Annotated in this window: 24 protein-coding genes; 21 read left to right on the top strand and 3 right to left on the bottom strand. The window is 69.1% G+C overall.

Annotated features, from left to right (window positions below; translation table 11 throughout):
- Positions 1 to 209 precede the first annotated feature (209 nt).
- The 18 genes from G448_RS0107935 to G448_RS0107850 all read left to right on the top strand — a co-directional run bounded on the left by G448_RS0107935 (position 210) and on the right by G448_RS0107850 (position 19971).
- Positions 210 to 1628, top strand: a complete 1419-nt coding sequence (locus tag G448_RS0107935; RefSeq protein ID WP_026407559.1) for a family 43 glycosylhydrolase — start codon at positions 210 to 212, stop codon at positions 1626 to 1628.
- Between the two features lie 49 nt (positions 1629 to 1677).
- Complete coding sequence (locus G448_RS0107930) at positions 1678 to 3024, top strand: ABC transporter substrate-binding protein (protein WP_026407558.1); 1347 nt, start codon at positions 1678 to 1680, stop codon at positions 3022 to 3024.
- Between the two features lie 78 nt (positions 3025 to 3102).
- The gene (locus tag G448_RS0107925; protein WP_026407557.1) at positions 3103 to 3981 is read left to right on the top strand and encodes a carbohydrate ABC transporter permease; all 879 of its coding nucleotides are present in this window, start codon (positions 3103 to 3105) and stop codon (positions 3979 to 3981) included.
- Between the two features lie 2 nt (positions 3982 to 3983).
- Entirely contained in the window at positions 3984 to 4910 is a 927-nt protein-coding gene (locus G448_RS0107920) for a carbohydrate ABC transporter permease (RefSeq protein ID WP_026407556.1), read from the top strand.
- Positions 4911 to 4952: 42 nt separating this feature from the next.
- Positions 4953 to 5972 (top strand): LacI family DNA-binding transcriptional regulator, encoded by a 1020-nt coding sequence (locus tag G448_RS0107915; RefSeq protein ID WP_245572247.1) that lies wholly within the window; start codon positions 4953 to 4955, stop codon positions 5970 to 5972.
- 51 nt (positions 5973 to 6023) lie between these two features.
- Complete coding sequence (locus G448_RS0107910; RefSeq protein WP_084436496.1) at positions 6024 to 7607, top strand: glycoside hydrolase family 32 protein; 1584 nt, start codon at positions 6024 to 6026, stop codon at positions 7605 to 7607.
- Between the two features lie 196 nt (positions 7608 to 7803).
- Positions 7804 to 8814 carry a LacI family DNA-binding transcriptional regulator gene (locus G448_RS0107905; protein ID WP_026407553.1) on the top strand — a complete coding sequence of 337 codons (1011 nt, stop codon included), beginning with the start codon at positions 7804 to 7806 and terminating at the stop codon, positions 8812 to 8814.
- Positions 8815 to 8906: 92 nt separating this feature from the next.
- Complete coding sequence (locus G448_RS0107900) at positions 8907 to 10190, top strand: ABC transporter substrate-binding protein (protein ID WP_026407552.1); 1284 nt, start codon at positions 8907 to 8909, stop codon at positions 10188 to 10190.
- Between the two features lie 97 nt (positions 10191 to 10287).
- Positions 10288 to 11199 (top strand): carbohydrate ABC transporter permease, encoded by a 912-nt coding sequence (locus G448_RS0107895; RefSeq protein ID WP_026407551.1) that lies wholly within the window; start codon positions 10288 to 10290, stop codon positions 11197 to 11199.
- Position 11200: 1 nt separating this feature from the next.
- Positions 11201 to 12175, top strand: coding sequence for a carbohydrate ABC transporter permease (locus G448_RS0107890; RefSeq protein ID WP_084436494.1), 975 nt, complete (start codon positions 11201 to 11203; stop codon positions 12173 to 12175).
- Between the two features lie 3 nt (positions 12176 to 12178).
- Complete coding sequence (locus G448_RS0107885; protein WP_026407549.1) at positions 12179 to 13096, top strand: glycoside hydrolase family 68 protein; 918 nt, start codon at positions 12179 to 12181, stop codon at positions 13094 to 13096.
- A gap of 331 nt (positions 13097 to 13427) precedes the next feature.
- The gene (locus G448_RS0107880) at positions 13428 to 14162 is read left to right on the top strand and encodes a helix-turn-helix transcriptional regulator (RefSeq protein ID WP_026407548.1); all 735 of its coding nucleotides are present in this window, start codon (positions 13428 to 13430) and stop codon (positions 14160 to 14162) included.
- Complete coding sequence (gene sufB, locus G448_RS0107875) at positions 14159 to 15598, top strand: Fe-S cluster assembly protein SufB (RefSeq protein WP_026407547.1); 1440 nt, start codon at positions 14159 to 14161, stop codon at positions 15596 to 15598. Before G448_RS0107880 ends, sufB begins: the two co-directional genes overlap by 4 nt.
- 64 nt (positions 15599 to 15662) lie before the next feature.
- Positions 15663 to 16898: a Fe-S cluster assembly protein SufD gene (gene sufD / locus G448_RS0107870; RefSeq protein WP_026407546.1), complete on the top strand. Its 1236-nt coding sequence runs from the start codon at positions 15663 to 15665 to the stop codon at positions 16896 to 16898.
- A 57-nt stretch (positions 16899 to 16955) separates the two neighbouring features.
- Positions 16956 to 17720: a Fe-S cluster assembly ATPase SufC gene (gene sufC, locus G448_RS0107865; RefSeq protein ID WP_026407545.1), complete on the top strand. Its 765-nt coding sequence runs from the start codon at positions 16956 to 16958 to the stop codon at positions 17718 to 17720.
- Positions 17717 to 19051 (top strand): aminotransferase class V-fold PLP-dependent enzyme, encoded by a 1335-nt coding sequence (locus tag G448_RS0107860; RefSeq protein ID WP_026407544.1) that lies wholly within the window; start codon positions 17717 to 17719, stop codon positions 19049 to 19051. Before sufC ends, G448_RS0107860 begins: the two co-directional genes overlap by 4 nt.
- The gene (sufU, locus tag G448_RS0107855) at positions 19048 to 19524 is read left to right on the top strand and encodes a Fe-S cluster assembly sulfur transfer protein SufU (protein WP_026407543.1); all 477 of its coding nucleotides are present in this window, start codon (positions 19048 to 19050) and stop codon (positions 19522 to 19524) included. The genes G448_RS0107860 and sufU overlap by 4 nt, the downstream gene beginning before the upstream one ends.
- A gap of 63 nt (positions 19525 to 19587) precedes the next feature.
- Entirely contained in the window at positions 19588 to 19971 is a 384-nt protein-coding gene (locus G448_RS0107850; protein ID WP_026407542.1) for a metal-sulfur cluster assembly factor, read from the top strand.
- Between the two features lie 229 nt (positions 19972 to 20200).
- On the opposite strand, the gene G448_RS0107845 is transcribed toward G448_RS0107850, so the two are convergent.
- The 3 genes from G448_RS0107845 to G448_RS0107835 form a co-directional block, all read right to left on the bottom strand.
- Positions 20201 to 21817, bottom strand: a complete 1617-nt coding sequence (locus G448_RS0107845; protein WP_026407541.1) for a membrane protein — start codon at positions 21815 to 21817, stop codon at positions 20201 to 20203.
- Positions 21814 to 22821 carry an ABC transporter ATP-binding protein gene (locus tag G448_RS0107840; protein WP_026407540.1) on the bottom strand — a complete coding sequence of 336 codons (1008 nt, stop codon included), beginning with the start codon at positions 22819 to 22821 and terminating at the stop codon, positions 21814 to 21816. The genes G448_RS0107845 and G448_RS0107840 overlap by 4 nt, the downstream gene beginning before the upstream one ends.
- Positions 22822 to 22890: 69 nt before the next feature.
- Positions 22891 to 23745: a MerR family transcriptional regulator gene (locus G448_RS0107835; RefSeq protein ID WP_026407539.1), complete on the bottom strand. Its 855-nt coding sequence runs from the start codon at positions 23743 to 23745 to the stop codon at positions 22891 to 22893.
- 163 nt (positions 23746 to 23908) lie between these two features.
- Here G448_RS0107835 and speD point away from each other — a divergent pair, with 163 nt between their 5' ends.
- The 3 genes from speD (at position 23909) to G448_RS0107820 (ending at position 26636) form a co-directional block, all read left to right on the top strand.
- Positions 23909 to 24256 carry an adenosylmethionine decarboxylase gene (speD, locus tag G448_RS0107830; protein WP_034494767.1) on the top strand — a complete coding sequence of 116 codons (348 nt, stop codon included), beginning with the start codon at positions 23909 to 23911 and terminating at the stop codon, positions 24254 to 24256.
- A complete protein-coding gene (locus tag G448_RS15690) occupies positions 24253 to 24999 on the top strand; it encodes a hypothetical protein (protein WP_156910965.1) in 747 nt (248 codons plus the stop codon). The genes speD and G448_RS15690 overlap by 4 nt, the downstream gene beginning before the upstream one ends.
- A 110-nt stretch (positions 25000 to 25109) precedes the next feature.
- Positions 25110 to 26636: a polyamine aminopropyltransferase gene (locus G448_RS0107820; protein WP_026407537.1), complete on the top strand. Its 1527-nt coding sequence runs from the start codon at positions 25110 to 25112 to the stop codon at positions 26634 to 26636.
- Positions 26637 to 26699: the final 63 nt, after the last annotated feature.

Below are 26699 nucleotides of genomic sequence, written 5' to 3'. Positions count from 1 at the left end.
GCCTCCCGCACTCGGAATGCTCCGAGTGCTCTGAGTACTCGGAATCGTCTCGGCGCCGGGGTCGCGCGTGCGACCCCGGCGCCGAGACGCGGGGCGGAGGGCGTCCGGGACGCACCGGTCCAGAAGGCGGACCATTTTGATCAAACGCTTGACCGGACGGCTCGCGTCGTCTACTCTCTTGATTAATCGATTGATCACAGAGGGGTGTCATGACGCAAGAAATCTTCTTCCGGCCGCGCCCGGACTGGGTCGGGGACGTCATCCCCTATGCGGACGGCGACGAGCTCAGGCTCTACTACCTCTACGAGCGTCGCCGCGAGCCCGAGTCCGGGACTCCCTGGCACCTCGTGACGACGTCCGACCTCGTCCACTACGAGGACCGGGGGGAGGCGCTCCCCTCCGGAGGCGTCGATGCCGAGGACTTCAACGCGTACACGGGCAGCGTCGTGCGGGACCGCGAGGGCGGGTACCACCTGTTCTACACGGCCAACAACCCCGGCGCGCTCGCCTCCGACGGGCGGTCCCTGCAGCTCGTCGCGCACGCGACCAGCACGGATCTCTCCACCTGGGTCAAGCGCCCCGAGGACACCTTCGGCGCCCCCGAGGGCTACGACCCCGCCGACTGGCGCGACCCGTTCGTCTACCCCGACCCGGACGGCGACGGGTGGTCGCTCATCCTGGCGGCGCGGTACTGCGAGGGCGCGGATCGTCGTCGGGGAGTCGTGGCGCGGCTCGTCAGCGACGACCTGCGGACCTGGAGGCCGGCCGCACCGCTGTGGGACCCGAGGCGCTTCGTCACCCAGGAGTGCCCCGAGCTCTTCCGAATGGGGCAGTGGTGGTACCTCGTCTACTCCGAGTTCACCGACCGCTTCGTCACCCGGTACCGCATGTCCCGCTCCCCGGAGGGGCCCTGGCTCGCCCCCGAGCGCGACACCATCGACGGACGCGGGTTCTACGCCGCCAAGTCGGCCGAGTGGGACGGCAGGCGCCTCTTCTTCGGCTGGATCGCGTCGCGGCGGGACGAGCGCGATGACGGACGCTGGCTCTGGGCCGGCACGCTCGCCTGCCTGGAGGCCGTCCAGGAGGCCGACGGGACACTGGATTTCAGGATTCCCCATGAGGCGCTGGAGGCCTATGCGCGTCCCGGGCACCACCTGCGGGCGCCGTTGCGGCTCGGCGACCCGGAGCGCTACGAGTCGACGGTCGTCACCGACGTGCTGCCGCGCGACGCGCGCATCGACGTCGATCTGGAGTGGGAGCCGGGCACCCGGGAGATCAGTCTTCTGATCCGCACCGACGCGGAGGGGGAGAACGGCTACGTGCTCCGTCTGGAGCCCGCGCGGCACCGCCTGGTGCTCGACCGCTGGCCCAGGCGGGTCCACGGCGGCGAGCAGTGGCACGTCTCCGGCGACATCCCCCACATCGTCGAGCTCGAGCGCCCCGTCGATCTGACGGACTGCAGGGCGCACATCGATCTTCTTCTCAAGGACGAGCTCCTCCAGTGCTGCGTCGACCGGTCGGTGTGCCTGTCCACCTCCGTCTACGACCATCCCGCGGGGAGGGTGGGGCTCGCCGTGCTCGACGGCACGGCCACCTGCACCCGGCTCGACACCTTCCGCACGTCCTGAGACATCACGAGCACATCGCCACAACCACACCTTTCGAAGGAGAAAGACCATGATGCTCAAGCGCTCCCAGTTCCTCGCCCTCGTCGGCGGTGCACTCATGACGCCCATCGTCGCGTCCTGCGGCAAGAGCGCCGCGCCGTCGGGACCGGTGGACGTCAGCCCCGAGGGCGAGATCAAGCCCCGCGAGATCTCCTGGCTGCTCTCGCGCCCCGCCAACGGCGCCGTCATCGAGACCATGCAGGCGATCGCCGACGAGTACGCCGAGGAGCATCCCGGTTTTCAGCTCACGCTGATCACGACCCCCGACCGTCCGTCGTACATCCAGAAGTACGAGACGCTCGCGGCCGCCAACAAGCTTCCCGAGCTGTTCGACACCGATGCCACGCCGTTCGCGCAGAAGCTGGCCTCGCAGAACAAGATGGTCAACGTGGCCGACCTGCTCGACCACTTCGGGATCACGGACCAGTACCGTCCCCCCGCTCTCGACTACCAGCGCTTCGACGACGGCTCGCTCTACATGATCCCCCTCGAGTACGGCATCGAGGTGTTCTGGTACAACAAGGCGCTGTTCAAGCAGGCCGGCGTCGAGGTGCCCACCTCGCTGGACGACATCCCCGACCTGTGCAAGAAGCTCGCCGCCTCCGGCGTGACGCCCATCGCGCTCGACGGCCTGGACGGCTGGACGCTCGAGCGCTACGTCGCCTACCAGCCCTTCCGGATGAAGGGCGGGGAGTACATCAAGAGCCTCAAGAAGGCCGAGGCCGCCTTCTCCGACGACCCCGGCCGGAAGATGGCCCAGTGGCTGCACGACCTCGGGGCGGCCGGCGCGTTCCAGGAGGGCTTCTCCTCGGTCGGCTACGCCGATGCGCAGAGCCTGTTCACCTCGGGGAAGGCGGCCATGTACAACATGGGCACGTGGGAACTCCCGAGCCTGGCGACGACGGAGCTCCCGAAGGACCTCCAGGACAACATCGGCTTCTTCACCCTGCCGACCATCAAGGACTCCACGACGGGCGCGAACGAGTACGTGGCGCCCTCCGGCATCGGCGTGGCCGTCAACGCCAGCACCTACGACCCGCTCATCCACGACTTCCTGGGGTTCGCGCTCGAGCGCTACCCGGAGAAGTACGCCGCCACCGGGCTCCTCGGCCCGACGACCGCCGCCCCCGTGGTGCCCGACAACGCGCTGCCGATCTACAAGGAGGCCATCGACGAGGCCGCGAAGGTCACCGGCGCCGCGCTGATGCCGTGGGACACCCAGCTGGACCCGACGACGAACACCAAGCTCCAGCAGGAGCAGGTCCTGCTCGTCCAGGGCGACGTCACGGTGGACGAGTTCATCGAGACGATGGACGGCGCGCTCACTGAGAACGCGCCGGCCTACTTCAGCAAGTGAGCGCCGCCCGGTGGGGGGCGGCCACGTCCTCCACCGGGGTCGTCGCCCGACTCCACCCACAGCTTCGAGAAGGCACCCATGCTCCCACACCGATCTCGGCTCTCGGTTCTCATCTTCCTCCTGCCCCCCGTCGTCCTGTTCGGCGGCGGCGTGCTGCTCCCCATCGTGCAATCCCTCGTCCTGAGCTTCTTCAAGTGGGACGGGATCACCGACATGCAGTTCGTCGGCATCGACAACTACGCGCAGATGCTCAGCGCCGATCCCACGTTCTGGAAGGCCTTCCTCAACCAGATCCTGTATCTCATCATCTGCGTCACGATCCAGATGGGGGCGGGGCTGGGGATCGCCTGCCTGCTCATGACCATCACGCGCGGTCGCGAGGCCCTGAAGGTCCTCTACCTCATGCCCGCCGTGATCTCGACGACCGCCATCGCGCTGCTCTTCCAGCGGATCTACTCCCTGGATCCGCCGGGACTCATCAACAGCCTGCTGAGCGCCGTCGGCCTCGGCGCCGTGGACCGCGCGTGGCTCTCGGACGTCAGCACGGTGCTGGCCGCCGTCTCCGTGCCCGAGGGGTGGAGGTTCCTCGGGCTCTACACGATCATCCTGTACGCGGCCCTGCTGTCCGTTCCCAGGGAGCTGGAGGAGGCCGCGGCCCTCGACGGCGCCAACGCCTGGCAGATCTTCGTCGAGATCCGCTTCCCCCACATCCGGCCCGTGTGGGCCACGACGATGGTCATGGTGGTCACCTACGGGCTGAGGGGCTTCGACATCCCCTACCTCCTGACGAACGGGGGCCCGGGGCAGTCCTCCGAGCTCGTGACCACCTACATGTACAAGACAGCGTTCGTCAGCACGAACTACGGATACGCATCGGCGATCTCCGTGTTCATCGTGATCGAGTGCCTGGTGGCCGTGGCGCTCATCTTCGGACTGTTTCGCAAGGGGAATGACTGACCATGAGCACCACTGCCGCATCCACCGCTTCGTCCGCCGCGTCGACGCCCGAGCCGCTTCTCGCGCCCGACCCCGCGATGCCGCCCCACCGCAGGAGGAGGCGTCTGCGCACGGCCCGGATCGTGCACAGGATCCTGCTGGGGATCGTCCTGATCATCCAGGTGTATCCCTTCGTGTGGTTGATCCTGACCTCGGTCCGCACGCCCGAGGAGTTCGCCGCCGGGAATCCCTTCGGCCTGCCCGCCTCCTTCACCCTCGACAACTTCGCGAGAGCGCTCGAGAGGGGGAACATCCCCACCTACGTCCTCAACAGCGCCATCGTGACGGTGGGGGCGTGCGCCCTCATCGTGATCTGCGGGATGATGGGCGCGTACGCCATTCAGGTCCTCGGATTCAAGGGGGCGAGGATCGTGCGGGCCGTCTTCCTCATGGGGATCGTCGTGCCCGTGCAGATCGCTCTCGTCCCCCTGTTCATCGACTACTCGAATATCGGGCTGCTGGACACCCATCTGTCCATCATCATCCCGCTCGCGGGCTTCGCGCTGCCGATGTCCCTCTTCCTGTTCATGTCGTTCTTCAGCTACGTCCCCCGAGAGGTCTACGAGGCGGCGTCCATCGATGGCGCGGGACCGTACCGCATCTTCGCCCGCATCACCCTGCCCATGTCGCTCAACACCGTGATCACCGTCGTCATGGTCAACGCCATCTTCATCTGGAACGAGTTCGTCTTCGCGAACACCTTCGTGCTGACCGAGGACTTCAAGACGATCCCCCTGGGGCTGCAGAACTACATCGGCAACATGGGCAAGACCGACTGGACGGCCACGTTCTCCGCCGTCGCGATCACCGTGACGCCCCTGCTGCTGGTATTCCTGGCCCTGAACAAGGCCATGATCTATGGTCTGGAGAGCGGCTCCACGAAGGGGTGAGGTGTCATGCGCATGAGCGGCGGTGGTGACCAGAGGGTCACGATGAAGCAGGTCGCGGAGCGCGCCGGGGTGTCCGTGACGACGGTGTCGCATGTCATCAACCGGAAGGCCGGTGCGAGGATCGGCCAGGAGGCCCGCCGGCGGGTGCTCCGCGCCGTGGACGAGCTGGGGTACCGCCCCAACGCCCTGGCCAAGACCCTGGTCAAGGGGACGAGCCCCTTCATCGGCCTGGTCGCCGACTCCATCGCCTCGACGCCCTTCGCGGGCCAGATCGTCCACGGAGCCCAGGAGGAGGCGTGGAGGAACGGCCACATCCTCCTGGTGACGAACACCGAGGGCAATGCGGAGGCGGAGGAGCGCGCCATCGCCATGATGCTCCAGTACAGCGTCCGCGGCGTCCTCTACTCCCGCTGGTACCACCGCCGGGTGACGATGCCGGAGTCGCTGCAGGAGACTCGGAGCGTCCTGGTCAACTGTTTCGACGAGGCCTCGGCGGCGCTCGCCGTCGTGCCCGACGAGGTCGCCGGCGGGAGGGCGGCTGCGCAGCTGCTCCTCGATGCGGGGCACACCAGGATCGCCATGGTCAACACCACCTCGCGATCGCCGGCGCGCTCGGGCCGCTTCGCCGGGTACAAGGCGGCTCTGGAGGACGCCGGGGTGCCCTTCGACCCCGCTCTCGTCCTCGATGCCCGCCCCGATCAGGAGGGGGGCTTCTCCTGCGCCGAGGAGGTTCTCGCCGCGGGCGTCACGGGGGTGTGCTGCCACAACGACCGCATGGCGATGGGACTGTACGACGCCCTGCGGGATCGCGGCGTGAGCGTCCCCGGCGACCTGTCGGTCGTCGGCTTCGACAACCAGGAGGTCATCGCCGCCCATCTGCATCCGCCCCTGTCGACGGTCGCCCTGCCCCATTACGAGCTCGGCGCTGCGGGTGTGCGGGCGCTGCTGGGGCAGGCGGACGTCCCCGACGACGGCAGGCTCGTCCTCCCCTGCCCCCCGGTGCCGCGCGCCTCTGTGGCGGCGCCGGGAGAGCGCGTCGGAAGCGCACCGGAAGCGCACTGAGAGCACGTCGAGAAGTCAGTTGAGCCGAGAGCACTAGTTCAAGGGAAGAATATGTCGGACAAGTTCACTCAGGGCGTGCCGGGGCCCTCGCGCCGCTCCATGATGCTCATGACGGCGATGACCGGGTTGGCCGGCGCCGGCGCCGCCTCGCTGGGCGCGCCCTCGCGGGCGCGGGCCGCCGAGAGCCTTCGCGCGCGATTCCACATGACTCCGCCGCGCGGGTGGCTGTGCGACGGGCAGCGCCCCATCGTCCTCAACGGACGAACGTACTTCTACTACCTCCACTCCGATGCCAACCACGGGGATGGCGGCTGGGACGTGTGCACCACCGATGACCTGGTCGCCTTCGGCGAGAACCGCGTCGCCATTCCCCTGCGGGACAACTTCCCGGTCTGGACCGGATCGGCCGTCGTCGATGACGCGAACACCGCCGGCTTCGGGGCCGGCGCGGTCATCGTGCTCGCGACGCAGCCGACCGGGGGCGTGCGGCGCAAGCAGGAGCAGTACCTGTACTGGTCCCGTGACGGCGTGAGCTTCACCCAGCACCCCGATCCCGTCATCAGGAACCCGGACGGCGACAGCGCCGTCACGCCCGAGGAGATCGACAACGCCGAGTGGTTCCGCGATCCGAAGGTCGTGTGGGACGACGCCCGCTCGCAGTGGGTCTGCGTGATCGGCAGGCGGAAGTACTTGTCCATCTACGTGTCCACGAACCTGCGGGAGTGGTCCTGGGTCTCGAACTTCGACTACCTCAAGGACGGGACGCCGGATCTCGGCGGCATGGAGTGCCCCGACTTCTTCCGGATCACGGCCGACGACGGGAGCGCGCACTGGGTGCTCGCCGCGAGCATGGACGCCTACGGCGCGGGACTGCCCATGACGTACGCCTACTGGGTGGGGGACTGGGACGGCACCCGCTTCACCACGAGCAACCTCGTGCCCCAGTGGCTCGACTGGGGGTGGGACTGGTACGCGGCCGTGACCTGGCCCAGCGCGCAGGATCCGGAGCGCGTGCGCAACGCCCTCGGATGGATGAACAACTGGAAGTACGCGGCCCGCGACGTTCCGACCGATGCCACGGACGGGTACAACGGCCAGATGTCCGTAGTGCGCCAGATCCGTCTCATGCGGCAGCCCGCCGGCTGGTACTCGCTGCTCAGCGAGCCGGTGCCCGCGCTCCGGGACGCGCTCGGGGCGGCCGAGACCATCGCCCGGCAGGAGGTCTCGGATCGGTGGGCTCTGCCATGGAAGGGACGCGCCTACGAGCTCGAGCTGGATGTCGAGTGGAGTGCCGCGACCAATGTCGGCGTCTCGGTGGGCTGCACCCCCGACGACTCGCGGCACACCAACGTCGGGATCTTCGGGGGAAAGGTCTACGTCGATCGAGGGCCGGCGGACCGGTCGGGGTACTCGTTCCTCCCCTACCGCCAGGCGGAGGCGCCCATCGACCCCGATGCGCGGCACGTGCACCTGCGGATCCTGGTCGACACCCAGAGCGTCGAGGTGTTCGTCAACGCCGGGCACACGGTCCTGTCCCAGCAGGTGTACTTCGAGCCCGATGACACGGTCGTACGCCTGTACTCCTACGACGGGGCGGCCGTCTTCTCCAATGTGACGTGGAGGCCGGCCCGCTGAGGTCATCGCCCACCGGTGCCGCGCGAGAGCTCGCGGCACCGGTGGGACCCGAATCCCGGGGACTGCTCGAGACACGCGCACGATGGATGCTGATCATCTGACGTTAATCGGTTGACGTGGGGCTCGTTACGAGGCATGCTTGTCTCAGTCGGGCAGCAGAACCCGGCACGCATTGCGCAGGGAAGAGGAGATGTCGATGACGACTCTCGGCGAGGTGGCCGCTGCCGCCGGCGTGTCGACCGCCACAGCCTCGCTCGTCCTGTCGGGCAAGGACAAGGGACGCGTCTCCCGGGGGACGGCCGAGCGCGTTCGCGCCACCGCGGACTCGATGGCCTACGTGCGGGACGCCCTCGCGGGCGGCATGCGCAACCGTCGCACCCGTACCATCGGCGTCCTCGGCGAGCAGGTCCTGTCCACCCCCTACGCCGTCGCCATGATCGGCGCCGTCCTCAACGCCACCCGCGAGCTCGGCTGGTCCGTTCTGCTCACCGACTCCGGCGGGGACGAGGCGCGGACTCGTCGAGCCGTGCGCGAGCTGCGGTCCCGTCGGGTCGACGCCATCGTCCACGCGGCCATGTACCACCAGGAGGTGCACGTGCCGCCGGAACTGACCAATGTCGCCGTCCTCAACGGCTTCGCCGACCGCGACGACGTCCTCGGCGTCGTGCCGGACGAGGAGACCGCCGCCCGCGACGCGGTCGCCCATCTGCTGGGCCTCGGTCACCGCCGCATCGCCCATATCACCCACGACGAGGAGACGACCGTCGCCGTCCGCCTGCGCCGCTCCGCCTACGAGACGGCGCTGCGCAGCGTCGGGATCGCCCCCGACCCCGCCCTCGTCGTCGCCGGTGGCAACGATCCCGCAGGAGCCGACGCCTGCGCCCGGCGCCTGCTCGACCGGGAGGACCGCCCCTCCGCCGTCTTCTGCTACAACGACGGCATGGCGGCCGGAGTCTACCGCGTGGCCGCGTCGCTCGGCCTGTCGATCCCGCAGGACCTGTCCGTCGTCGGCTTCGACGACCTGACCCTCATCTCCACCAACCTGGCCCCCGCCCTCACAACGATGCGGCTTCCGCACTACGAGATGGCCGACTGGCTCGTGCGCCGCCTCATCGCGGGGGACACCCCCGTCCCCGCCACGACCCGCCGCTTCCCCTGCGAGATCGTCGTCCGAGCGTCCACCGCTGCGCCGCGCGCGAGCGCCTGAGCCGGTCCGGCCGGCCCCGCCCCAACGCAGACCCTTCCCCGGAGTCCCCCGACCCCGGCCAACCGTCCCGGTGACACACGAAGGAGTGCCCCATGTCCACCACCCGTCGTACGTTCCTCGGCCTGGGGGCGACCGCCGTCGCCGCCACCCTCACCGCGTGCTCCTCCCGCGCGGGCGGGGGAGGCTCCGGCGGCATCACCCTGTGGACCCACAATGGCGGCAACAAGGACGAGCTCGCCGTCGTCCAGTCCGCCATCGATGCCTTCAACCGGAGAAACCCGGACACCCCGGTCGGGATCGAGGCCTTTCCGCAGGCCGCCTACAACGACGCCATCGGCGCAGCGGCCGTCAGCGGCGATCTGCCCGACATCCTCGACCTCGACGGCCCCGTCATGCCGAACTGGGCCTGGGCCGGGTATCTCGCCCCGCTGACGATCTCCTCCGAGCTGGAGACCTCGATCATCGACTCCGCCAAGGGCTACTGGAACGGCACCCTCTACTCCGTCGGCCCCTACGACACATCCCTGTGCCTCCTGGCCAGGAGGAGCGCCATCGAGGAGACCGGCGTGCGCGTCCCCACCGTCGCAAGGCCCTGGACCAGGGAAGAGTTCGACCACGCGCTCGGGGAGCTGGGGGCCCTGACGCAGTACGAGTACGCCATCGACATGAGCGTCGCCGACGGCGCGGAGTGGTGGCCCTACGCCTACGCCCCCATGCTCCAGTCCTTCGGGGGCGACCTCATCGACCGGACGGACTTCTCGACGGCGAAGGGCTTCCTCAACGCGCCCGAGGCCATCGCGTGGGGCACCTGGTTCCGCAGCCTGTTCGCGGACGGCCTCGCCTCCCAGACCCCGGCGACCGACGGCCAGGACTTCCTCCAGGGCAAGGTCCCGATGTACTACGCAGGAGGGTGGAAGGTCCTCCAGTCCCAGGAGACCTTCGGGCAGGACGAGGTCCTCGTCCTCCCGCCGGTGGACTTCGGCAGGGGCGCCCACGTCGGCGGCGGCTCCTGGCAGTGGGGCGTGTCCGCCACCTCGAGGAATCCGGAGGCCGCCAACAGGTTCATCGAGTTCCTCATGCAGGACGAGTACCTCGTGCGCTACTCCGACGCCATCGGCAACTTCCCCTCCGTGGAGTCGGCGACGCCGCTGACCGAGAACTACAAGGACGGCGGGGCGCTGGCGCCCGTCCGCGAGATCGGAGAGGCCTTCGCCCTCCTGCGCCCGGCCACCCCGGGCTACAGGGTCATCTCCTCGATCTTCGACAAGGCGGCGCGGGACATCGTCTCCGGGGCGGACATCAAGAGCACGCTCGACCAGGCGGCCGACAACATCGACTTCGACATCAGATCCAACGACGGGTACAGGGCGGTGTGAGCGATCGACCGAGTCCCCCGTCCCCTCTGCTCAGCTCTGTCCAGCATCGGATGACTCCAGGGAGGGGCCAAGAGCCTCTCCGGGAAAGGAAAGAACCATGCCGTCCACCACTCGACCAGGACGCCGTTCCGCGGCGTTGCGCAAGGAGGCGCGCACAGCCTGGCTCATGTCCTCGCCGGCGCTGCTTCTCCTGGCGCTGTTCCTGGGCATCCCCATCCTGCTGACCTTCGTGCTCAGCTTCACCAACACCCGGCTCGTCTCCCCGAACCCCCCGAGGTTCGTCGGCCTCAACAATTTCGTCCGCGCCTTCGCGCACGACCCCACCTTCGTGCGCTCGCTGACCAACACCGCCTTCTTCGCCCTCATCGTCGTTCCCTGCCAGTCGGCCCTGGCCCTGGCCCTGGCCATCCTGGTCAACGCCAAGGTCAAGGGCGTCACCGCCTTCCGCACCATGATCTTCATGCCGGTGGTGACCTCCATGGTCGTCGTGTCCATCCTGTGGAGCTTCTTCTACGAGGAGAACGGCCTGTTCAACTCCATGCTCAACACCCTGACCGGCGGCGGCTGGACCGCCGTCGCCTGGCTCAACAACCCGGGGACCGCGATGCCCGCGGTCATCGTCCTGTCGATATGGCAGGCGGTGGGCCTGCACATGATCATCTGGCTGTCGGGCCTGCAGGGCATCGACCCGGCCCTGTACGAGGCCGCCGACCTGGACGGGGTCAATGGATGGCAGCGCTTCCGCTACGTGACCTGGCCCGGCCTGCACTCCACCATGGTGTTCATCCTCGTCACCATCACCATCGCCGCCCTGGGCCTGTTCGTCCAGGTCGATGTCATGACCTCCGGCGGTCCGCAGGACGCCACCTCGACACTCGTCTACCACGCCGTGCGCAAGGGCTACCGCGAGCAGGACATGGGCTACGGGAGCGCGATCTCTCTGATCTTCTTCCTGGCCGTGCTCGTCATCTCGCTCGTCCAGCGCCGCCTCACCCGGGAGAAGGACTGACATGGCCAGCACCGATACCACCGACACCGCCGATACCACCGACACCGCCGACACCACCGGCATCACGACCGGCGCCGGCATTGAGAAGGGGCACGGACGCGCGGCCTCGCGGACCCGCGCCAGGATCCTGACCTATGCCGGACTCGTGATCGCTTCCGTCGTCGCGGTCTTCCCCTTGCTGTTCATGGTCTTCTCCTCGTTCAAGAACGACGACCAGATCTTCGCGGACCTGGGGACCATCAGGGCCTTCCTGCCCGTCGGCGACCTGGGCCTGGAGAACTACGCGGGCGTCTTCGAGCGCGTGCCCGCGGGACGCTTCATCCTCAACTCGGTCGTCGTCACCGTGGCCATCGTGGTCCTGGGGCTGGTGGTCAACTCCATGATCGGCTTCGCCATCGCGCGCATGCGGTGGAGGGGCAAGAGCATCATCCTCTCGCTCGTGCTGGCCACCCTCATGGTGCCCTTCGAGACGATCGCCGTTCCGCTGGTCTTCTGGGTCGCCAAGCTGCCCTCGCTCCAGTGGGTGGCCGATGGCCTCCTGGTCAAGCAGGGCATGCTCAACACCTACCAGGTGCAGATCCTCCCCTTCATCGCCAATGCGTTGGCGATCTTCCTGTTCGCCCAGCACTTCGGCGACATCCCCAGGGAGATCGACGAGGCCGCCCGTGTCGACGGCGCCGGCTGGTGGACGATCTACCGGAGAATCGTCGTGCCCCTGTCCGGGCCGACCTTCGCCACCGTCGCCATCATCACCATGCTCCCCGCCTGGAACTCCTATCTGTGGCCGCTCATGGTGGTGCAAGCGGAGTCCATGCGCCCCGCGAGCGTGGGAATGCAGTACTTCTTCCAGCTCAATCCCGTCTGGGGGCAGATCATGGCCTACGGCACGCTCATCACCCTGCCGGTCCTCATCATCTTCGTGGCCTTCCAGCGCTCCTTCGTCCAGTCGCTGGCCGGCACGGCGGTCAAGGGCTGAGCCATGGCGCTGACACTTCCCGACCACTGGATGTGGGACCACTGGATCGTCGACGACGGCAAGCGGTACCACTTGTTCTTCCTGCGCGCCTCGCGTGCCCTGCACGACCCGGAGCGCCGTCATATGAACGCATCGATGGGGCACGCGGTGTCCGCGGACGCCCGCGGGTGGGAGCTGCTGCCCGACGCCCTGGTGCACTCCGATGGGCCGTCCTTCGACGACAAGGCGATCTGGACCGGATCCACCGTGGTCAAGCCCGACGGCGGCCTGCGGATCTTCTACACGGGGATATCCCGGGCCGAGGGCGGTATGGCCCAGCGCATCGGCTGGGCGGACTCCGCCGATGGGATCCGCTTCGAGCGCGCGACGAGCGAGCCGATCGTGGCCGACGGGCGCTGGTACCAGAAGTGGACGCCGGGCTACGGGTACGACGAGGCGTGGCGCGACCCGTTCGTGTTCCTCCACGACGACGGGCGGTGGCACATGCTGGTCACGGCCCGCGCCAAGGGCGTGGACATCAAGCACTCGGGCATCATCGGCCACGCCGTCTCCGACGACCTGGATCATTGGGAGGTGCTGCCCCCGCTCACCGGGCCCTCCGCGTTCGGGCAGCTGGAGGTCTGCCAGTCCCGGATGATCGACGGCCGCCACGTTCTCGTCTTCTCCTGCGGGAGCGACATGCAGGCCGAGCCCGGGCCCGGCGGCGTCTGGATCGCCGAGGGCGCCGGAGCGCTCGGTCCCTGGGACGTCGATCGGGCCCGCCACGTGCGCCCCGAGCACCTCTACGCGGGCCAGGTGCTCCGTCTGCGCGATGGCGAGTGGGTCTTCTCGGGCTTCAACAACATCGTCGACGGCCGCTTCGTCGGCAGCATCCCCGACCCCATCCCCTGGGGGGAGATCCGGCTCGTCGGGGAGTCCTGAGCTCCCGTTCCAGCCGGACGCGCCAGTGCGAGGGCCGGGATTGTGTCGCCAACCCCGGTGGTGGAGACACGGCCCCGGCCCTCCTCGCGGGTCCCCTCCCGACCCCTCCGGACGCCCTCCGACCGATGTTCACTGTTGGCGAAATAATGATGAATACGATTCGCTTTTGAGCGTCATGCGTGCCTGATCCCACGTCCCGACAAGCCGTCTTGAACTTGCCAGTGATGAATAAGAGAACGAAGATCTTGGCTAAAGCCAGGTGAAGACGACGACGGCTCCGGTGATCCTTCGCGATCGGGGCGGCGACGGGCGGCGAAGGAGAGGAGCAGGTATGACCCACACCGACGACGACTCCACGCGCGCCCGCGTCCTCGATCTCATCGTCTCGAAGGGGCCCGTGTCGGCGGCCCAGCTCGCCAAGGTCCTCTCCCTCACTCCGGCGGCGGTCCGCCGCCACATCACCGCCCTGGAGGAGGCCGGCGAGATCCAGGTGCACACCGCCGCCTCGCCCGGGAAGCGCGGACGCGGGCGCCCGGCTCGCTACTACGTCGCCACGCGCGACGCCCGGAGCACCTTCGCGGAGGGCTACTCCGAGATCGCCAATCGGGCTCTGTCCTACCTGCAGCAGGTCGCGGGGGACAAGGCTCTCGACTCCTTCGCGGCCTCGCGCGGCAGGGACCTCGAGCGCCGGTACACCGGGGTCGTCGAGGCGGCCGGCAAGGACCCGGCCGACCGGGCCCGTGCGCTGGCCGACGCCCTCACGCTCGATGGCTACGCCGCGACCATACGTGATGTCGGAGACGGCACCTACGCCGTCCAGCTGTGCCAAGGGCACTGCCCCGTGCGCGACGTGGCCGGCAAGTTCCACGAGCTGTGCGAGGCCGAGACCCAGGCCTTCTCCCGGCTCCTGGGGGTGCCCGTGCAGCGGCTGGCCACCCTGGCCGGCGGCGAGCACGTGTGCACCACGCATATCCCCATAGCCATGCCGACCCTGCGCAGGCGCGCGGTTCGGGCAGCTGCAGACACGCGCGGCCGACGGGCCGCGCGAACGGAAGGAACCCGATGACACGACCCGCGACCGATGCGCCCCGCGTCAGCGACGACGAGATCATCGACTCGATCTCGACGACCTACGACTTCGGCTGGCACGACTCCGACAGGGCCGGCGAGAACGCCAAGCGCGGCCTTGACGAGCACGTCGTCCGGGAGATCTCGGCGATCAAGGGCGAGCCGGAGTGGATGCTCGCCAAGCGCCTCAAGGCCTATGAGATCTTTGAGCGCAAGCCCATGCCGACCTGGGGCATCGACCTGTCGCCCCTCGACCTGGACGCGGTCAAGTACTTCGTGCGCTCCACGGACCGGCCCGCCGCCTCCTGGGACGACCTGCCCGAGGACATCAAGACCACCTACGACCGCATCGGCATCCCCGAGGCCGAGCGCGAGCGGCTCGTGTCCGGGGTCGCCGCCCAGTACGAGTCCGAGGTCGTCTACGAGCAGATCCGCGAGGACCTCACCGAGCAGGGCGTCATCTTCGTCGATACCGACACCGCCGTGCGCGAGTATCCCGAGCTCGTGCGCGAGTACTTCGGCAGCATCATCCCCGCCGGTGACAACAAGTTCGCCGCCCTCAACACGGCCGTGTGGTCCGGCGGCTCCTTCATCTACGTACCGCCCGGCGTCCACGTCGAGATCCCGCTCCAGGCCTACTTCCGCATCAACACGGAGAACATGGGTCAGTTCGAGCGCACGCTCATCATCGCCGACGAGGGCTCCTACGTGCATTACGTCGAGGGCTGCACCGCGCCCATCTACTCCACGGACTCCCTGCACGCGGCGATCGTGGAGATCGTCGTCAAGAAGAACGCCCGCGTGCGCTACACGACCATCCAGAACTGGTCCAACAACGTCTACAACCTGGTGACCCAGCGCGCCACTTGCGCCGAGGGCGCCACCATGGAGTGGGTCGACGGCAATATCGGCTCCAAGCGGAACATGAAGTACCCGGCCGTCTTCCTCATGGGTCCCCACGCCCGCGGCGAGGCCCTGTCCATCGCTTTTGCGGGCGAGGGCCAGCACCAGGACACGGGCGCCAAGATGATCCACATGGCGCCTCACACCTCCAGCCACATCGTCTCCAAGTCGATCTCCCGCGGAGGCGGCCGCTCCGGCTACCGCGGGCTGGTGCAGGTGATGAGGAACGCCCGCCACTCCAAGTCCAACGTCCTGTGCGACGCCCTTCTGGTCGACGAGATCTCCCGCTCCGACACCTACCCCTACGTGGACGTGCGCACCGACGACGTCGAGATGGGCCACGAGGCCACCGTCTCCAAGGTGAGCGCCGACCAACTCTTCTACCTCATGCAGCGCGGCCTGACCGAGACCGAGGCCATGGCCACCATCGTGCGCGGATTCGTCGAGCCCATCGCCCGCGAGCTGCCCATGGAGTACGCGCTCGAGCTCAACCGCCTCATCGAGCTGCAGATGGAGAACTCGGTCGGCTGATCACCCCGTCCCACGTCCACGACCTCACCAGCCGCCGGGCTCCGTCCCGGCACAGGAGCACTCAATGCCTGACCTTCTCACCGACCACTCGCGCGCGTCGCTGGAGGGAGCCCACTCCCACGGACCCGCCCGCTACGTCTCCTCCCGGGCCGATCGCCCCACCTCCTTCGACCCCGCCGACATTCCGGTGCCGCACGGCCGCGAGGAGGAGTGGCGGTTCACCCCCCTCAGGCGCTTCGCCCCCCTGCTCGACCTCGACGCCGTCCGCTCCGCGACCGCGCAGGGGGAGGCGCTCCGGGTCGCCATGGACGTCCCCGAGGGCGTGACCGTCGAGACCGTCGCCCGCGACGACGCCCGCATCGGCTCCGTCGGCGCGCCCGTGGACCGCACCGGCATCACGGCCTGGTGCGGTGTCACCACCGCCACCGTCCTCACGCTCACCGCCGGCGTCGAGGCGGACCGCGCCGCGCGCCTGACCGTGGTGGGCGACGACCCGGAGCTGTCCCGACCCACCGCCCAGCACCTTCACATCGTCGCGGAGCCCGGTGCCAGGGGCACGGTGGTCCTCGACCACACCGGCACCGCCCTCCTGACCCAGAGCGTGGAGGTCGTGGTGGCCGAGGGCGCCGAGCTCACCCTGGTGACCGTCCAGGGATGGGAGGACACCGCCGTCCACGCCGCCAACCACCGTGTCGAGGTGCGGGGGCGCGGCGTTCTCAAGCACGTCGTCGTCAGCCTCGGCGGGGACGTGCGCATCTGCTCGGATCTCGGCTTCCGCGGGGAGGGCGGTCGCATCGACGCCTACGGCGTGTACTTCACGGACGCCGGGCAGCACCAGGAGCACCGGCCCTACGTCGCCCACACCGAGCCGCACTGCTACTCGCGCATCGCCTACAAGGGCGCTCTCCAGGGGGAGCGGGCCCACGCCGTGTGGGTCGGCGACTGCCTCATCGGCGCCGCCGCCCGCGGCACCGACACCTACGAGCTCAACCGCAATCTCGTCCTGACCGAGGGCGCCAAGGCCGACTCCATCCCCAATCTCGAGATCGAGAACGGCAATATCGAGGGCGCCGGCCACGCCAGCGCCACCGGCCGATTCGACGACGAGCAGCTCTTCTACCTGCGCGCCCGCGGAATCCCCGAGATCGAGGCCCGTCGTCTCGTCGTCCTCGGCTTCTTCAACGAGATCGTCGCCGAGATCGGCGTCCCCGAGGTCGAGGAGCGGCTCATGGCGGCCATTGAGAAGGAGCTCGAGCTCACCGGCCTCATCGCCGCCCGCGGGTCCGACGACGCGACCTGAGACACCGCCCCCGCTCCGCCACGACACACCGACCAGTCTTTTCCCGGAAGAACACACATGAGCACTCTCGAGATCAAGAACCTCCACGTCCAGGTCGCCACCGGCGACGGCCCCAAGCCCATTCTCAAGGGAGTGGATCTCGCCGTCGGCTCCGGTGAGGTCCACGCCATCATGGGCCCCAACGGTTCGGGCAAGTCGACCCTCGCCTACTCCATCGCCGGTCATCCCGACTACGAGGTCACCGATGGCGAGGTCCTCCTCGACGGCATCGATCTGCTGGAGATGAGCGTCGATGAGCGGGCCCGTGCCGGTCTCTTCCTGGCCATGCAGTACCCCGTCGAGGTCCCCGGAGTCACGGTCTCCAATTTCCTGCGCACCGCCAAGACCGCCATCGACGGACAGGCCCCCAAGGTGCGCCAGTGGGTCGGCGAGGTCAACCGGGCCATGAAGAACCTGCGCATGGACTCCTCCTTCGCCCAGCGCGACGTCAACGCCGGATTCTCCGGCGGCGAGAAGAAGCGCTTCGAGATCCTGCAGATGGAGCTGCTGCGGCCCCGCTTCGCCGTGCTCGACGAGACCGACTCCGGCCTGGACATCGACGCCCTGCGCATCGTCGCCGAGGGCGTCAACCGTCTCCACGACTCATCCGGGGCGGGCTTCCTCCTCATCACCCACTACACGCGGATTCTGCGCTACATCAAGCCCAGCCACGTGCACGTCTTCGTGGCCGGCCGCGTCGCCGAGGAAGGGGGGCCTGACCTGGCCGAGAGGCTCGAGCAGGAGGGCTACGACCGCTTCCTCACCGGAGGCCCCCTCTCATGAGCTCCGCGCCCGCGACCCCTCTGTCGGACCAGGAGCTCGCCGCCGTTCGCGCCGACTTCCCCTACCTGGAGCGGCCCGCGCGCAACGGGGAGTCGCTGGCCTACCTCGACTGGGCGGCCACGTCCCAGAAGCCCTCCCGCGTGATGGAGAAGGAGGCGGAGTTCCTCTCCCTGAGCAACGGCGCCGCCGGGCGCTCCACCTACCAGATCGCCGATGAGGCCACTCAGGCCTGGGAGGACGCCCGTGACGCCGTCGCCGGCTTCGTCGGCGCGCGCGGCAGCGAGCTCGTCTTCACCAAGAACGCCACCGAGGCCATCAACCTCGTGGCCCTGGCCATCGGGCACGCCAGCCTGGGGCGGCCGGCGGCCCGCGGCGGCGGGCCGGCCGACGCCGATGATCCGGCCCGGCGCCTCGCTATCGGGGTCGGTGACGAGATCGTCGTCACCCGAGCCGAGCACCACGCCAACCTCGTGCCCTGGCAGGAGCTCGCCGCTCGCACCGGCGCCGCCCTGCGCTGGCTGGACCTGACCGAGGACGGGCGCATCGATTCCGCCACGACACGCGTGATGACCGAGCGCACCCGCGTGCTCGCTCTGACGCACGCCTCGAACGTCACCGGCGCGATCACGCCCCTGGCCGGCATCCTGCCGGCGGCCCGGGCGATCGGCGCTCTCGTCGTGCTGGACACCTGCCAGTCGGCGGCCCACCTGCCGCTGGACTTCGCCGCCCTGTCGGCCGCCGGCGTGGACGCCATGGTCCTGTCGAGCCACAAGATGCTCGGCCCCACCGGCGTCGGCGCGCTCGTGGCCACGGAGGAGCTGCTGGCGGCCATGCCGCCCGTGCTCACCGGCGGTTCCATGATCGAGGTCGTCACCATGGAGTCATCGACCTACATGTCCGGTCCCGCCCGGTTCGAGGCCGGCAGCCAGCCGTTGGCGCAGGCGGCGGGCTGGCGCGCATCCGTCGAGTACCTGGCGCACCTGGGCATGGACCGTCTCCACGCGGGGGAGCGGGTGCTCACGCAGCAGGTGCTCGGCGGGCTCGCCGGCGTCGACGGACTGCGCGTCCTCGGCCCGGCCGACACGACCGAGCGGCTCGGCGTCGTGGCCTTCACCATCGACGGCGTGCACCCGCACGATGTCGGACAGGTCCTCGACTCCTCGGGCGTGGCCGTGCGCACCGGGCACCACTGCGCTCAGCCGATCCATCGGCACTTCGGCGTGCACGCCTCCTCCCGCGTATCCTTCGGACCCTGTACGACGACCGCGGAGGTCGAGCGCTTCCTCGAGGCCGTGGCCTCCGTCCGCAGCTACTTCCGAAGGCGAGCATGAACGAACTCGATCGGCTCTACCAGCAAGTCATCCTCGACCACTCCCGCGAGCGGCACGGAGCGGGGGCCCTGACCGACCCCGACGCGACCAGCCACCAGGTGAATCCCACCTGCGGCGACGAGGTCGAGCTGGGGGTGCGCATCGATGGCGACAGGATCGGTGCCGTGGGCTGGCAGGGCGAGGGATGTTCGATCTCCCAGGCATCCATCTCCGTCATGCACGATCTCGTCGACGGGGCCGATCTGGCCACGGTCGCCCGCCTGTCGAAGGACTTCGACGTCCTCATGCATTCCCGCGGGCGCGGCGTCGATGACGCCGTCCTGGACGCGCTCGAGGACGGCGCCGCGTTCGAGGGCGTCTCGAAGTACCCCAACCGCGTCAAGTGCGCCCTCCTGGGCTGGATGGCGCTCAGGGACGCCCTGGTCAAGGCCGGCGTGGCGCTGCCATCCGTTGACGGACCGGACTCGACCTGACCACCCTCCCACTCCCGGGAGACAGCAGACATCACCTCACCACCACCGTAAGGAGGAGCCATGATGAGTGAGACCGGCGCCGCCGGCGCCGCCCAGGACAATCCCATGGCCGCTCGGCACACCCCTGCCGTCGGCGGCGATGCGGACGTCGCCGCGATCGAGGAGGCTCTCCGCGACGTCATCGACCCGGAGCTCGGCATCAACGTGGTCGACCTCGGTCTGCTCTACGGCGCGTCCATCGAGCCCGACGGGACGATCGTGCTCGACATGACGCTGACGACCGCAGCCTGTCCGCTGACCGACGTCATCGAGGAGCAGGCGCAGCAGGCGCTCGGCCTCATCGCCGACAAGGTCCGCATCCAATGGGTCTGGTTGCCGCCGTGGGGCCCGGACAAGATCACCCCGGAGGGACGCGAGCAGCTGCGCGCCCTGGGCTTCAACGTCTGAGACCCCTCCGAGAACCCTGCCGCTCCGCCTCAGGAGCGGTATCGGCCTGCGCATCGGTGGGCTCCGGTGCGCGGGCCGCCGCGCTGTGGACGGGGCGGGGCCTCGATCGGAGTCGGGACGGGTCCCCGCTGCTGAGGGTCCGGCGCAGTTCGGTCGCGACCCCATCGGCTCGTAATCGGCTCGTAACGGGCCGGGCGGGCACGGCGTCGCTCCGGTTCGACGCGCAGCGCTAGGAGGTGGCGCGTCGGGTGATGCCATGATGCGACGAGGGAATCAGATCCATGTCCCGGCGAGTCACGCGGTAAGCCGCGATCAACAGGCCGGCTGCGGCGATGGCAACCAGCCCCAGGCTCCCCGTCTCACCCGCCTGGGCGAAAGGACCTGCATCTCGGATCCGCTTAGGCAGGTCGAGGACGCCGCCGAGTTGCGCGACTCCCAGCCCCACCAGCACTGGAGCCCAAGCGAGCCCGCATCCCCTGGGCCACGCCCCGCACAGCGCCGTGGCGATCGCCGCCGACGCCAGAGCGGCGGGCCACTGACCTGCCACGAGGCGCACGGCGTCAACCATGTCCGTGTCCAGCTCGGAACGACCGACGTATCCGGCCGCCACCGTCGCGCAGCTCAGAGTCAGGCCGGATCCAATGGCGGCGACTAGCCACGAGGAGACCAGGATCCGCAGGGGCCGGTTTCCGGTGGCGACCGCCGTCTCCAGGCATCCGGAGCGCTCATCCCCGCTGTAGCGCGACGCCAGGGACACGCCCTGGGCCGCGGCCAGTGCTCCCGCGAGCTGTCCGATGTACCTCAGGAAGGCCTCGCCGGGATCGCCCCCGGCCAGAAGAGACCCCAGAGACCCTCCGCTGATGCCGCCCCGCCGGGCCAGGTCGACGACGTCGCCGCCCATCGACACCAGCACCCCGGCCACGAGCGAGACCAGGAGCGCCCACGCCAGGCACTGGCGCCCGCTGAGCCCGATGGCGAAGGTCAGGGGCCCGCTCGCCCTCGAGGACCGCGGGCGTCTTGCGGGCAGCCGTACCAGCCCTTGACCCAGATCCCTGCGAGAGGCCAGCGCCCCGGCCAGTGCCAGCACGACGATGCCAGCCGCTACCGCGATGAGGATGGGGGGCCAGGAATTGTCCCCGCCGGGATCCGCCTCCGTCCTCAGACGGAAGGGGGAGACCCATCCCGCCCAGTCCCAGTCCTTGGAGGCACTCATCCCGTTGCCCGAGTACATGAGCCCCACAGCTCCCAGCGCGACGGTGCGGCCCGCGGCGGCATCGGGAACCAGCTGCGCCACGACGAGCGTCGCGAAGGACACCGCTAGACAGCTGGCGGCGAGCACCGCGCCGTAGGCAGCGGCATCGGCGCCGTCGGCCTCCTCCAGAGCGAGCAGCCCTGCACCCGCCCCCACCCCCAGGAGCAGGCACTGGAGGGCCAGGACGAGTCCCTGCCCCACCAGGCTCGCGATGGAGCCGGCTCCCGCAGAGCGGAGCAGCTCGGCGCGCCCCAGGTCCTCCTCAGCGCGTGTCAACGCCACCGAGCGCAGGGCCACGACGACGCTCAGCACCAGGCCGGTTAGCCCTCCGAGCTCCCACGTCGCCACCTGGACAATGCCCGCGGTTTCGGAGAGCCTGCCGTAGAGAAAGCTCAAGGTGTCGGAGACCTGGGCTGAGGCCACTGCCCGGGCCAGGTCCTGCGGTGAGGCGTAGGTGTCGCCGTAGCCGGGTGCCAGTAGCGCGGTCGTCAGCCCCGTCACCGCAGGTAGCGCCACGAGCCAGACCCGCTCGTGGGAGAGCGCCAGACGGGCCGACTGCCGGACCGCATCGAGACTCCGCGGAAAGGATGTCATCGCGCCGCCGCCTCATAGTGCTGGAGGAAGACCTCGTCCAGGGATGCCGGGGTGCAGGTGACCTCCTGCGCGCCGGCGGCCAGCAGCTGTCGCAGCGTGGCCGGGACGCGGTCCGTGGGAACCGAGACGCTCAGGCGGCCGCCGGCGTCGGGCTGGGGCAGGGCGACCCGGGTGGGATCCTTGGACGGGCTCCGTTGGAGGTCGCGCTCGCGGTGCGGCCACCACGACCACCGATGACGCCCGGGAGGTGGGCTCTGCTCGGGAGGCAGCACGCAGGTGATCCGGGAGGCCCGCAGGTGCCTCAGCTCCTCGAGCCGCCCCGACTCCACGGTTCGTCCGTCCTTGATGATCGTCACCGAGTCGCACAGGCGGTCGACCTCAGCCATGATGTGGCTCGACATGAGCACCGTGCGCCCCTGGCCGGCCACGTCACGAACAGCGTCGACGAATACCTCCGCCTGGAGCGGGTCGAGCCCGGAGGTCGGCTCATCGAGGATGACCAGGTCGCACGGTGCCGCCAGCGCCGCCACGAGCATGACCTTCTGCCGGTTGCCCTTGGAGTAGGAGCGGACCGGCTTGTGGGGATCCAGCCGGAAGGCCTCGATGAGCTCGGTCTCGCGGGCCCGGTCGCGTCCGCTGCGCAGGGCGGCCAGGGCATCGAGGGTCTGCGCCCCGGTGAGTGCGGGCCACAGCGCCACGTCGCCCGGGACGTAGGCGCACCGGCGCGTGATGCGCTCGGCGTCGTGGCGCGGATCCATGCCCAGAACCCGCACCAGGCCACTGTCTCGGCGGTACATGCCCAGAAGGACGCGGATCGTCGTCGACTTCCCCGCGCCGTTGGGCCCCAGGAAGCCGTGGATCTGGCCCGTCTCAACTGTCAGGTCGAGACCGTCGAGCGCGCGGAAGGAGCCGAAGGTCTTCACCAGCCCTGAGGCGTCGATGGCGGGGGAGTGGTGCCGTGCGGGCAGGACGGACGCTGTTGGGGAGGCTGTGGTCGTTGGCATATCCCCAGGGTGAGGTGTGACGCGGCGTCGTACGCAAAGCCGACGCAGCAACGTCCGGGCGCGTGCGGTCTATTCGTCCGGACGCCATCGATCGATGGCGTCGAGGAACTCCCGCTCCAGGGCCCGGACGAGTCGCGGGTCGAGGTAACGGGTGGTGGCGACGAGGTGGAAGAGCGAACGTACCGCCCCAGCATCGACGCTGCTCGCCAGGGCCTCGAGGCGCTCGGGCGTCAGCTGGTCCTCCAGACGGGAGACGGTGATTCGTGCGCGCTGCCCGATCTGCGTGTCCGAGAGCTCAGCGGGATCCTGCGAGTAGAGCGTCAACGACTCGGCGTCGTAACGGGGGTCGGGATCGACGAAGAGGAACTCGGCCTCCGGCGGCATCTGTCCCCGGTAGCAGGCCAGATCGGTCAGGTCCCGCTCCCTGCGCACAGCGGTGCGGGTGGCCTCGTCGGGCGCGGCCTGCTCCATCCGGTCGAAGAAGGCCGCCATGCGCGGGGACATCGGTGAGACGGTCGAGCCGGTCCTGGCTCGCTCCAGCAGACCGGAGAGCATGTCCCTCTGCCCGGTCACCTCGGCCAGATGCTCCTCGACGGAGCTCAGTGCCCCGGCGAGGTCCTCGACGATGGAGCCGGCAACGGGATCGACTGCTGAGATCGCGTCGTCCATCCCGTTCGCGGGTGCGTCATCGATCCGCAGGACGGCGGCGTTCGCCTCGGACTCGCCGAGGACGCGCTTGATGGTCTCCAGGGACACTCCGGCCTGCACCAGCCAGCGTATCCGGGACAGCCGGGCCACATGTCCCAGGTCGTAGTCGCGCCACCCTCCGCGCTCGGCGGGGACCGGAAGCAGCCCCAGCGAGTGGTAGTAGCGCACCGTGCGCACCGTCGTCCCGGTCAGCTCGGCGATCTCGGCAACGCGCATGGGGACAGTCTCGCACGGCACGGGAACGTCGGGCCCGCACCGGTGCCGACGGGCCGAGTCGGCTCTGGAGCCGCTGATGATCGACGGTCGCCGTTCGCTCGCAGGAGGAGATGGGCACCTCACCCCGTTCATCGGGTGCCCGCCTCGTTGCTACCGTGCTCGCGTGAGTGCGGTGAGTCTGTGTTCTGCCAGCTACAGGATCAGTGGTGCCGAGTCGCACGCGCTCAACGATCCGTCCGTGGTGGAGTCGGTTCTCCGCGATGCCGCCCGGGAGGCGGGGCTGACAGTCGTCTCCGGAGCCCGCCATCGGTTCGACCCTCAGGGCGTCAGCGTCGTCGTCATCCTGTCCGAGTCGCATATCGCCGCCCACACCTGGCCCGAGAGCGGAACGGCCTACGTCACACTCACCAGCTGCCGTGAGCTGGACGGGGCGACGGCCGAGGCGATCGGCGCCCTCCTGGTGCGGACGCTGCGGGCCGAGTCGGCCGTCACCGGGATGGTGGTCCTGTGAGCGGGATGAGAGCCGATCTGAGCGTCGGCGAACGACTGCGGTGCGACGGAGCGCGGCTGCGCGTCGAGGGCTGCCTGCTGTTCAAGGAGTGGGATCGCCAGGATGGGCGGTACTGCTACTGGGAGGAGTGGCGGCTGTCGAGGACGACCGAGTACGGCGTGCAGGAGATGTGGGTCGAGCTCGATCACGACGACGGCCGGGTCCACCTGTACGAACCACTGCCCTTCGCCGAGCTGCCCGACCCCGGCTCCCTCGCTCCGGGGCAGATCCTCACCCTCACCAGCGGTACCGATGTCTATCACGATGTCTACGCCGCGCGCGTCGCCGAGGTCGGCGTCGGCGTTCTCGAGCAGGCACTGGGAACGACTGCCTGCGGTCTCGCCCAGGGCCAGGAGATGATGTACGCCGAGATCGAGCTGACCGACGCCCGGGGCGCCACGAAGCAGGTCACCGTGGACAGTCACGGATTCCGGGATCTCGTGTCCTATCGGAAGCGGCCGCTGACCCGTACGGGGCAGCGACGGCTGTTCGGGAAGGTGATCGCCGCGGGAGGCCCTGGTCATCGGGACTCGGCGGACTCGTCCGAGCGCTGGTCGGTCCCCGAGATCCTAATGGCGGCGCTGGTCGTCGTCCTGTGTCTCGTGATGATGGCGTGCTGCGACGACGACGATGACGGCGGTGGGGTCTTCTTCTGGAGGCGGCGCTCCGTGTACGGCGGCGGTGGCAGGGGAGTGGGCAAGTGACGGCGTCGTGGATGCAGGGGGCGTTCACCGAACGGCCGCGGGACGATCAGGAGTCTCCGGAGGCGTCCAGGGAGATCCATCGCCATCATCATCGCGGTGACGATCAGCGGGTGAGCCGCGATGACCGTGGGGGCCGGGAGAATACGGCCCTGTTCGCAGCCGCTCTGCTGGTCGCGATCGGCGGGCTCATCTACGAGCTCATCCTGGGCACGGCGGCCTCCTACCTCATCGGCGACTCCGTGCTCAGCTTCAGCCTGGCCACCGGCATCACCCTGTTCGGCATGGGGATCGGCTCCCTGCTGGCGAGCCGGGTTCACGGTGCTCCGGCAACCGTCTTCGCGGTCAATGAGATCCTGCTCGGACTGATCGGCGGCAACTCGGTCCTCATCCTCTACGCGGCCTTCGGGCTGACCCGGGTGTACTGGACGGTCTTCGGGGCGATCAGCCTGCTGATCGGGATCCTCATCGGCCTGGAGATCCCCCTGCTGGTCAAGACCTTCGCCCAGTTCGGCAGGGGTTCCTCGGTCGAGCTGCTCAGCAGGATCCTGGCGATCGACTACTTCGGGGCGCTCATCGCCTCGCTGCTCTTCCCGCTGGTGCTGCTTCCTCAGCTGGGCCTCATGCGCGGCGCCTACCTGGTGGGCGCGCTCAATGTCGCGGTGGCCATGGTGGTGCTCCGTCTGGTCGATGCCTCGCGTCGAGTCATCGCGGCGGGCACGGCCGCGGCGGTGGCGCTGGTGGGGCTGTACTGCGGGGCGAGCCGTCTGGAGCGGGGCATCGACGGCCGGATCTACGGAGATCCCGTTGTCTACTACGAGCAGACCCCGTACCAGAAGATCGTCCTGACCAAGTACGGGGAGGATCTGCGCATGTACCTCAACGGGCAGCTGCAGTTCTCCAGCCTGGACGAGGCCCGCTACCACGAGACTCTGTCGGCCAGTGCCATGACCTCGGTGGCCGATCCCGCCCGGGTCCTCATCCTCGGCGGCGGCGACGGCCTCCTGGCCCGCGAGGTGCTGCGCTACGACGACGTCGAGCGCGTCACCCTGGTGGACATCGACCCGAGCATGACGGAACTGGCCCGTACCAGCCCCGTCCTGACGGAGCAGAACAACGGCTCCCTGTCCGACCGGCGCGTGGAGATCGTCAATGCCGATGCCTTCAGCTACACCGCTGAGGCCGGCCAGACGTACGACGTCGTCATGGTCGATCTGGTCGATCCGTCCAACGAGAAGCTGGCCAAGCTCTACTCCGTTGAGTTCTACCGCCAGATCGACGCGCTCCTGGCCGACGATGGCGTCATGGTCACCCAGGCCACCTCGTCGTTCTTCTCCCCGCACGCCTTCTCCATGGTGGCCAGCACGGTCGCCGCCGGACAGCCCGATCGCGGAGTCCACTCCTTCACGGTCAATGTGCCGTCCTTCGGCGAGTGGGGCTTCGTACTGTCCACCCGCACGCCCGAGCAGCTGCTCGCCGGGCCGCTGCCGGACGGGCTGGTCTACCAGAGCGACCGGTTGCTCCACTTCCTCATGGTGGACGACCCGCCATCCGTGGAGCAGACGGAGCCGTCCACACTCCTGCACCCCAGGATCGTGGAGACCTACAACAACGACATGACCCAGTGGCGCTACTACTGACCCGCTCGCGGCCCGCTCGGCCGGCCGAGCATCCGGCCGGGCCGCGCCCGATGCCGGGTGGCG

Origin of the sequence: Actinomyces gerencseriae DSM 6844 (assembly GCF_000429265.1) — a bacterium.
In the GTDB taxonomy this organism is placed as follows: domain Bacteria; phylum Actinomycetota; class Actinomycetes; order Actinomycetales; family Actinomycetaceae; genus Actinomyces; species Actinomyces gerencseriae.
This window is presented reverse-complemented; position numbering and strand designations above follow the sequence as displayed.

Excerpts from the sequence above, each read along its gene's own strand:
- G448_RS0107880 (WP_026407548.1), top strand. The coding sequence starts at position 13,428 with ATGACCCACACCGACGACGACTCCACGCGCGCCCGCGTCCTCGATCTC.
- G448_RS0107925 (WP_026407557.1), top strand. The coding sequence starts at position 3,103 with ATGCTCCCACACCGATCTCGGCTCTCGGTTCTCATCTTCCTCCTGCCC.
- G448_RS0107850 (WP_026407542.1), top strand. The coding sequence starts at position 19,588 with ATGAGTGAGACCGGCGCCGCCGGCGCCGCCCAGGACAATCCCATGGCC.
- G448_RS0107915 (WP_245572247.1), top strand. The coding sequence starts at position 4,953 with ATGAAGCAGGTCGCGGAGCGCGCCGGGGTGTCCGTGACGACGGTGTCG.
- G448_RS0107890 (WP_084436494.1), top strand. The coding sequence starts at position 11,201 with ATGGCCAGCACCGATACCACCGACACCGCCGATACCACCGACACCGCC.
- G448_RS0107920 (WP_026407556.1), top strand. The coding sequence starts at position 3,984 with ATGAGCACCACTGCCGCATCCACCGCTTCGTCCGCCGCGTCGACGCCC.
- G448_RS0107845 (WP_026407541.1), bottom strand. The coding sequence starts at position 21,817 with ATGACATCCTTTCCGCGGAGTCTCGATGCGGTCCGGCAGTCGGCCCGT.
- sufC (WP_026407545.1), top strand. The coding sequence starts at position 16,956 with ATGAGCACTCTCGAGATCAAGAACCTCCACGTCCAGGTCGCCACCGGC.
- G448_RS0107935 (WP_026407559.1), top strand. The coding sequence starts at position 210 with ATGACGCAAGAAATCTTCTTCCGGCCGCGCCCGGACTGGGTCGGGGAC.
- sufD (WP_026407546.1), top strand. The coding sequence starts at position 15,663 with ATGCCTGACCTTCTCACCGACCACTCGCGCGCGTCGCTGGAGGGAGCC.
- G448_RS0107930 (WP_026407558.1), top strand. The coding sequence starts at position 1,678 with ATGATGCTCAAGCGCTCCCAGTTCCTCGCCCTCGTCGGCGGTGCACTC.
- G448_RS0107885 (WP_026407549.1), top strand. The coding sequence starts at position 12,179 with ATGGCGCTGACACTTCCCGACCACTGGATGTGGGACCACTGGATCGTC.
- G448_RS0107860 (WP_026407544.1), top strand. The coding sequence starts at position 17,717 with ATGAGCTCCGCGCCCGCGACCCCTCTGTCGGACCAGGAGCTCGCCGCC.
- G448_RS0107905 (WP_026407553.1), top strand. The coding sequence starts at position 7,804 with ATGACGACTCTCGGCGAGGTGGCCGCTGCCGCCGGCGTGTCGACCGCC.
- sufU (WP_026407543.1), top strand. The coding sequence starts at position 19,048 with ATGAACGAACTCGATCGGCTCTACCAGCAAGTCATCCTCGACCACTCC.
- G448_RS0107895 (WP_026407551.1), top strand. The coding sequence starts at position 10,288 with ATGCCGTCCACCACTCGACCAGGACGCCGTTCCGCGGCGTTGCGCAAG.
- G448_RS0107910 (WP_084436496.1), top strand. The coding sequence starts at position 6,024 with ATGTCGGACAAGTTCACTCAGGGCGTGCCGGGGCCCTCGCGCCGCTCC.
- G448_RS0107835 (WP_026407539.1), bottom strand. The coding sequence starts at position 23,745 with ATGCGCGTTGCCGAGATCGCCGAGCTGACCGGGACGACGGTGCGCACG.
- sufB (WP_026407547.1), top strand. The coding sequence starts at position 14,159 with ATGACACGACCCGCGACCGATGCGCCCCGCGTCAGCGACGACGAGATC.
- G448_RS0107900 (WP_026407552.1), top strand. The coding sequence starts at position 8,907 with ATGTCCACCACCCGTCGTACGTTCCTCGGCCTGGGGGCGACCGCCGTC.
- G448_RS0107840 (WP_026407540.1), bottom strand. The coding sequence starts at position 22,821 with ATGCCAACGACCACAGCCTCCCCAACAGCGTCCGTCCTGCCCGCACGG.